Here is a 610-nt window from a genome sequence, read left to right as displayed (position 1 = left end):
CGTGTCGATCATGGCGTTGCCGACGGCGCGGACCGCCTGCGGCGCGTGGCCCTCGGCCAGCAGCCGGGCCGCGCTGGCCGCGTCCGGCGCCCAGAGCAGGTCGGCGATGGCGTCCACCGCGCGGCGGTTGATCTCCTCCGCCATGTCGCGGTCGCCGCAGCGCAGCCCGGCCTCGAGATGCGCCACCGGAATGCCGAGCTTGCGCGCCGCCAGCGCCGCCGCCAGCGTGGCGTCCACATCGCCGGCCACCACCACCAGGGCCGGGCGCTCCCGCTGCCAGAGCGCGCCGCAGGCGGCGAGGGTGCGCGCGGTGAACTCGGCATGGCCGCCGCCGGCGGCGACGCCCAGGCTGATCTGCGGCGCCGGCAGGCCGAGATCGGCCAGATGCGCGCCGAACATCGCCGGGTCGGCGTGCTGGCCGGTGTGCAGCAGCACCGGGCGGCACAGGCCGGGCCGCGCCGCCAGCGCGTGCCACAGCGCCGCCAGCTTCGGCAGGTTGGGCCGCGCCGCGGCCACCAGATGCAGCAGGGGGGCGTCGCTCATGCCGGCACCAGACCGGGCTGCGGCACGGCGCGGCGGGTGGCGGCTTCGGCCAGGATCTCGGTGAAGC

1 protein-coding gene is annotated in these 610 nt (G+C 78.0%); it reads right to left on the bottom strand.

The annotated features are described in order from the left end of the window. Nucleotides 1-543: UDP-N-acetylglucosamine 2-epimerase (locus tag HMPREF0731_RS22640; RefSeq protein WP_007006611.1), on the bottom strand; the 543-nt coding region annotated here is incomplete at its 3' end. Nucleotides 544-610 lie beyond the last annotated feature (67 nt).

The sequence above is a fragment of the Pseudoroseomonas cervicalis ATCC 49957 genome (assembly GCF_000164635.1).
GTDB lineage: Bacteria > Pseudomonadota > Alphaproteobacteria > Acetobacterales > Acetobacteraceae > Pseudoroseomonas > Pseudoroseomonas cervicalis.
Note: the sequence above shows the minus strand (reverse complement) of the source record. Positions and strands in the feature narration are given on the sequence as shown.